Source organism: uncultured Enterococcus sp. (assembly GCF_913775425.1).
GTDB lineage: Bacteria > Bacillota > Bacilli > Lactobacillales > Enterococcaceae > Enterococcus_G.
In genome coordinates, this window is record NZ_CAJYIS010000047.1 from 1 (window position 1) to 7,107 (window position 7,107).

6 protein-coding genes and 1 pseudogene are annotated in these 7,107 nt (G+C 38.2%); 5 read left to right on the top strand and 2 right to left on the bottom strand.

Annotated elements, in window-relative coordinates; all coding sequences use genetic code 11:
* A partial coding sequence (locus QZ413_RS05100; protein ID WP_297077179.1) for an ABC transporter transmembrane domain-containing protein occupies positions 1–379 on the bottom strand: 379 nt, incomplete at its 3' end.
* On the bottom strand, positions 376–2,091 hold the full coding sequence (locus tag QZ413_RS05105) for an ABC transporter ATP-binding protein (protein WP_297077181.1): 1,716 nt from the start codon (positions 2,089–2,091) through the stop codon (positions 376–378). The genes QZ413_RS05105 and QZ413_RS05100, both read right to left, overlap by 4 nt.
* Before the next feature lie 324 nt (positions 2,092–2,415).
* Between QZ413_RS05105 and QZ413_RS05110 the strand changes: the two genes are divergently transcribed.
* The 5 genes and pseudogenes from QZ413_RS05110 to QZ413_RS05130 form a co-directional block, all read left to right on the top strand.
* Positions 2,416–3,606, top strand: coding sequence for a 3D domain-containing protein (locus tag QZ413_RS05110; protein ID WP_297077183.1), 1,191 nt, complete (start codon positions 2,416–2,418; stop codon positions 3,604–3,606).
* 344 nt (positions 3,607–3,950) lie between these two features.
* Positions 3,951–5,054, top strand: coding sequence for a hypothetical protein (locus tag QZ413_RS05115; RefSeq protein WP_297077185.1), 1,104 nt, complete (start codon positions 3,951–3,953; stop codon positions 5,052–5,054).
* A gap of 37 nt (positions 5,055–5,091) precedes the next feature.
* Positions 5,092–6,039 carry an LCP family protein gene (locus tag QZ413_RS05120; RefSeq protein ID WP_297077187.1) on the top strand — a complete coding sequence of 316 codons (948 nt, stop codon included), beginning with the start codon at positions 5,092–5,094 and terminating at the stop codon, positions 6,037–6,039.
* 28 nt (positions 6,040–6,067) lie between these two features.
* Positions 6,068–6,895 carry a YveK family protein gene (locus QZ413_RS05125; RefSeq protein ID WP_297077189.1) on the top strand — a complete coding sequence of 276 codons (828 nt, stop codon included), beginning with the start codon at positions 6,068–6,070 and terminating at the stop codon, positions 6,893–6,895.
* Positions 6,896–6,907: 12 nt separating this feature from the next.
* Positions 6,908–7,107, top strand: a pseudogene (locus QZ413_RS05130) (tyrosine protein kinase); the annotation flags it as partial.

Genomic DNA, 7,107 nt, shown 5'->3' on the forward strand with positions numbered 1-7,107 from the left:
GAGAAACGATACTACCATGTGCTTCTTGGTCGTAATAGCGTAGTGGCAAACGATTTAGGTGTTCAAACGATTCTTCGCGTAGATCTTTGGCAGCTCCATAAGCCACACGATTTCCTAGTCGTTGGATCAACCATTGACTGATGACGTTGATCAAAATCAAGATGGCAAAGAAGATCAATTCACGCGTCAAGCCGCGAAAGTTTACTTGGCCTTTGCCAATCATTTGGTCGATCGCTCGACCAATCTCTAAACTCATCAAAACTGCACTTAGACCATTGAAGATCCCTAAAATGATCGCTAGTCCATTTTCTAATTTATATTTTCCTAAATAGGGAAGGAACTGGCGAAACGCCGTCCAATCGGTTTTTTTCGCATTCATTCCGTTTCCTCCTCTTGTGAAGCGACGATCTCGCGATATTCTTCAGAAGTTTCCATTAGTTCACTATGGGTTCCTTGAGCAAGTAACTCGCCACTATCCATCACTAAAATCTGCTCAGCTTGTTGGATCGAGCGCACGCGTTGCGAGATAATGATGACTGTGCCGTTTAATTGTTGCAAGGCTTTACGCAGCAAGAGATCGGTTTGATAATCCAATGCGCTTAGTGAATCATCTAAGATCAAGATCGCAGGTTTGGCGATGATCGCTCGTGCGATGGTCAAACGTTGACGTTGCCCACCAGAGAAGTTTTTCCCACCTTCAAAAATGCGTGTATCTAGACCATCAGGTAATCCTTCGACAAATTCACGTGCTTGAGCGATCGTGATCGCTTCCCAACACTCTTCATCCGTCGCATCTTTTTTTCCCCATTGCAAGTTTTCACGGATCGTTCCACTAAATAAGACAGCCGTTTGCGGCACCATCGTGATTTCACTACGCAAGGTTTCTAAAGTAAAGTCATGGACATCGATTCCATCAAGTAAGACTTGACCACTACTCGTATCGTAAAAACGAGGGATCAGTTGCGTAACTGTTGATTTCCCACTACCTGTCGGTCCGATGATGCCGACAGTCGTTCCGGGTGTAACTTTGAAATTGATGTGTTTTAGTGCCAGACCATATTTTGGACCATAACGAAAATCAACATCTTTAAATTCGATCTCACCGGCTAATTTAGTTTTAGCACTGGTATCTGTAGTCGATACGATCGTTGGATCCACATTCAAGATTTCTTTGACACGATTCGCGGAAGCCGCGGCACGAGTAAAGATCAAGACCAAGTTTGAAACGACGATCAAGGCAAGTAACATCTGATTCATATAGTTGACTAAAGCAAGCAGTTCACCTTGTTCAAGATTTCCGCTATTGACTTTTAAGCCACCTAGATAAAACAAAATAATGATTCCAAAGTTCATCAACATCGTTGTTGCTGGTGTAAGGAGTGCAGACAGATTGCCGACACGCAAGTAAACACGATTGAGTGAATCAGTTGCTTCATTAAACTGAGTCGTTTGTTCTTTTGTACGAGAAAAAGCACGGATCACGCGGACCCCACTTAAGTTTTGACTGACCAATTCATTTAAGCGATCCAAACGTTCTTGCACTTTTTTATAGAGTGGCACTGAACGTGAGATGATCAAATACAAGATGACACAAAAAATCGGTAGGACGATCAAAAATAAAAGACCAGTTTGCCAATCGATATAAAAGGCCATGATGATCGCACCAATACTTAAAAAGGGTGCACGGACGACCAAACGGATCAGCATAGCAAGTGCAAGCTGCAATTGATTGATATCATTGGTCATCCGAGTGATCAACGTATCTGTCCCAAATTGATTCAATTCATCGTGAGATAACGTATTGATCTTTTTCATCAACTGATTACGTAACTCCGTCCCAAATCCTTGTGAAGCGATCGAAGCGTAATATTGACAAATAACAGCACAAACGAGACCGATAACAGACATCGCGACCATCCAGATCACCATTCGTACCACTTCGTTCCAATCATTTTGTCTGATACCAGCGTCGATCAAGCGCGCCATCTGCAAAGGTAGGATCAATTCAAAGACGGCTTCTAAAAATTTAAAAAAGGGTCCAAGAATCAATTGCTTTCGGTAATTGCGCGCATGAGCAAACAATTCAAACATAAAAAACCTCCCAAAAAATAATTTTACTTCTATTATATAGCACAATAGAAAAAAGAATACTTCTAGTGTACTTCAAAATGTAAAGAAAAGAAAGATTTCAATCTAGTTTGCATAAATACAGTTATGTTACGCTTAGATGTCATTCAGATGAAAGAAAAGCGAGAAAGCCGCTACATTAGTAAAAACTGAAATCAAATACATAAAAATGTAATAATCTGTAAAATAGTTGTCATATATGACGAGAAAACATTGGGTATAATAGGAAACGTTAGAAATGTATCGGGATAAAATAACAAAGAGATGAAATGAAAGGGGTCGGGCTGTTTGAAACGAAAACATGTACTTGCTAGTGTGATTACAGTAATGGGAATCCAATTACTTACACCAACGATGATTCAAGCGGAGTCATTAGACACATTGAATCAACAAGAAGCACAAGTCACCAAACAAAGCCAAGAAATAAGTGCGGAGGTTCAAGCAGCGCTGACAGAAGTCAATGACGCCTATCAAAAAGTCACTGATCTACAGACACAGATCGCGGACAATCAAGAAAAGCTAGCGACGATCACAAGTGATATCGAAAAAACACAAGCAACGATCGAAAAACGTAAAGCAGTCGTAGCCGAGCGTTTGAAAAGTATCCAAATCAATCAAGCGAGCGATAGTAAATTGGAAATGTTGCTCAATGCGAAAAGTATCCAAGACTTTATCAATGGTGTCTATGCGATCACTGTGATGCAACAATCTGAAAAAGCAACGATCGAAAGTTTAAATGAAGCGACACAAAAACTAGAAGACTTGAAAGCTGATGCACAAACAACGCAAAAAACGTTAGAAGCCAACCAAGCAGACTTAACGACACAAGCACAAACGCTAGACACGAAAGTCGCAGCCTTACAAACCGAGTTAGCAGATAAACAAGATCAACTTGCACAAATCGCAAGTAGTAAATTAGTTGAGGAATCAAGACTTAAAGCGGAAGCTGAACGTGCAGCTAAAGAAAAAGCAGAACAAGAAGCCCAAGCGAAAGCGCAAGCAGAAGCGGCTCAAAAAGAACAAGAAGCAGAAGCTGCTGCTAAAAAAGCTGCAGATGAAAAAACTACACAAGCAACAAGCGAGTCGACTAAAGAAACACAAACAACAACTGAAACAACACAAGCAGAAACACCAAAAACTGAAACAACGACACCAGCAGAAACACCAAAAGCAGAAACACCTGCAACTAATGGCAAAGTTGTCTACGTTCAAGCTACAGCGTATTCACGTGCTGAAGCAGGAAGTTCAAACTTTACCTTCAACGGTATCGACTTGAGACAAAACCCTCAAGTAATCGCAGTAGATCCATCCGTGATCCCAATCGGATCGATCGTCAACGTCGAAGGATACGGCACAGCAATCGCGGCAGATACAGGTGGCGCGATCAAAGGCAATATCATCGATGTTCATTTTCCAACTGTGGAACAATGTACAGCTTGGGGACGCAAATTTAATGTAAAAGTGACAATCTTAAATTAAACAATCAAAAGTACCGGCCCTTTGTGGCTAGGTACTTTTTTCAAGCAATAGATGTGAAGAAAATATGAAAAAATAACGAAATATATTTAAAAATGCGAAAAATACAGTCAAGACACCTACAACCCCTAAAAATCTATTAAAAAAACCTTGATAAATCTAAAATTTTCCCAATAATCGAACAAAATACTTGAAAATAAGATTTTTTTCTTGAAAAAAGTTTTGACTTATCTTAAATAATTCTGTAGTCTTATTGTGATTGTGTAAATCAAATTTACATAGCGAATTTAAATAATTTCGATACATAAAAAACAAACCACATTAGGTATAGGAGTGAAGCCCATCTTATGGCAAAAAATGTAAAATCTACTATTGGAGTAATCGCAGTTGGAATCGTGGCAGTTGGAGTCGTAGCAGTTGGTTACAAAGTAAATGCAGATCGTCAAAATGAACAAAACGTCGAATACGTGATCTCATTGATCGATCAAGAAAAAAAACAATTACCAGAAGTCCAAAAATTAGTGGATGGCTTATATGCTTCAGATAAAAAAGTCTTCCTAAAAAAGGATTTGACGAAAGAACAGATCGATGTGGTTTCTAAAAAATTATCAGATATCAAAGCAGACAACAGTCGCTTAGATGTAAAAGACAAAAAATTAACCCAGCAAATCGAAGCTTTTAATCAAAGCAAATCAGAACTAGGTGAACAGATCAGTATCGCTCAAAAGAAATTAGCGACACAAAATGCGACAACAGACCTATTTAGTGAACCGATTACCGATTGGGAAAAATTTGACGAGAATGCGTATATCAAAGCAGACGTAAAAGATACGACTGTCAATAACGCCAAAGAACAAATGAAGAACTTAGCTGACGATGACTGGACAAAAGTCATGAATCAATACCTAAAGAGTGCGACTGATCAAGTCAATCAAATCAAATCGATTCGTAAAACGATCGAAGAATTACTACCAAATGGTGTAATCAGCGAACAAGCGACTGCTGAAGCCCAAGCAAACTTAGTGACTGAGATAGAAAAAGTCAAAAACCCGGAAGTCCAAGCTGAACTTTCAGCGCAAGCAACAGAAATCGCAAATCAATTAGCATTAGCTGCAACACCTGTTGTTGAAAGTACAGTCGAACAAACAGTGGAAAGTACGGTTGAGAGCACTGTTGAATCAACGGAACCAGTCGTTGAAACATCAGAGTCAACCTATGAAGAACCAACGTATGTACCAGAAACACCAACTTATCAACAACCAACGACGCCAAGTTATCAACAACCGGTAACACCAGTACAACCGACGACACCAAGTACGACGCCGTCATCAAAAACACCAGCGGAAACGACACCAAGTACGACACCGTCATCAGAAACACCAGCAAGCTCGCAAGGTGCAGCTGTCGATACACAAGGCGCAACAGATTCAACAACCAATCAAGCTTCATAAAAAAGAATAATCAAATCATAAAGATCGGAGAAGAATTATGGCACGAAGAAGTAGAAAAAGTTCTATCGGGAAAAAAATCATGTGGACAGTATTTGGAGTCGTGATTACATTAGTTGTTATCGTCGGTGGAGTCAGTGCGAAAGTGTACTTTGATGTCAAAGGTGCAGCAGATAAAGCCTATCACGCAGTCGATCGTAAAAATAAAATCGATCCGACCCGTGAAGTCGAAGTCACAGAAGGTGATCCATTTAGTATCTTATTGATGGGGATCGATACAGGAGATTACGGGCGCATCGATCAAGGCCGTTCAGATTCGATGATGTTTGTAGCGGTCAATCCACGTAAAGAATCTACTCGCATTGTGAGTTTAGAAAGAGATACATACGCTGAAATTGTAGGCCATGGTACCGAAGATAAAATTAATCATGCTTATGCGTTTGGTGGGCCAGCAATGGCGATGGATACTGTTGAAAAATTATTAAATGTGCCAATTGATCATTATATCTCGATTAACATGGCAGGAATTAAAACAGTTGTCGATGAAATAGGTGGCATCGATATTTCAAATGATATCCAATTTACGTATGAAGGATCGACATTTGCTTATGGAAAATTACATTTAAATGGAGAAGAAGCACTTCATTACTCACAAATGCGTAAAGAAGATCCACGTGGAGATTATGGTCGTCAAGAACGTCAACGAAAAGTTATTGCAGCAATTGCAGACAAAGCCATTGATATTAATAATGTGACTAGATATAAGAGTATACTAGATTCATTAGGTGACAACATTCAAACTGATTTGAGTTTTGATGAAATGGTAAGTCTAGCACAGAAATATCGTGATTCCTTCAAAAAAATTGAGATGGATCAATTACAAGGAGAAGGATTTATGAAAGATGGCGTATCCTACCAAGATGTATCACAAGTGGAGCTTGATCGAGTAAAGAAAGAACTAGATAAACAATTGGATATTGTTAATTAATTTAACCGATAGGAGAAATCGAAAGCATATGGAGCAAGCATATAGTATAAAACAATTACTAAATATTTTATTAAAAAGAATTACAATGATTTTATTGTGGGGTCTCTTAGGAATTGCGGGAGCAGCAGTAGTAACATTTTTTGTGATCACTCCAAAATATAGTTCTCAAGCACAATTAGTTGTAACGCTACCTCAAACAGAAAATACTAATGTTAACGATGTAAATAGTAATTTACAGATGATTAATACATATAAAGATTTTATTGTCAGTGATTTGGTTTTAAATCAAGTAGAAGACCGTTTGAAAAGTGATTACAATTTAAAGATGAATCCTGAACAAATTAAATCGTCTATATCGGTAAAACAAAATCAAAATTCTCAAATGTTTTCAATTATTGCTAAAAGTCCTAAAGCTAGCGAAGCTGCTAACATTGCTAATACTGTTGCTAATATTTTTAAAGAAAATGCTAAGGATGTTTTAAATATCGATCGAATTACGATTATTTCAAATGCGGTTGTTGATACGACTCCAGTTTCACCTAATCACAAACTTTTTCTTTTGGCAGGATTGATTGCTGGTCTGATTTTAGGTATAGCTTTTGCAATTATTGCTGAGCTTATGGATCGTACTGTTAAAGATTCGCAATTTATCGTAGAAGAATTAGGCTTTACTATCTTGGGGACAGTTCCTGATATATCTGATAAAGACATTACGAATTATATTAAAAAAGCTAAGAAACTAGCATCTGCGCAAGCTATTAGTAAAAATACAGAATCTAGTGAAGAAACAATTAGTGAAAATCGTTTGGGAGAAACAGATAAAAAAACAACAAGACGTAGTCGTTCAAGAATTTAGGAGGATATTTCAATGGCTAAAAAACAAAAAAAAAATAAACGTAATAAAGAAACAACAAATCCTGTAGCGTTAATTACCCTAATGGATCAATCGTCTCCTATTTCAGAGCAATATCGTACGATTCGGACTAATATTCGTTTTGCATCATCTTCTGACCATGAAATTAAGACTGTTGTTATTACTTCCTCAGGACCAGGCGAAGGGAAATCAAC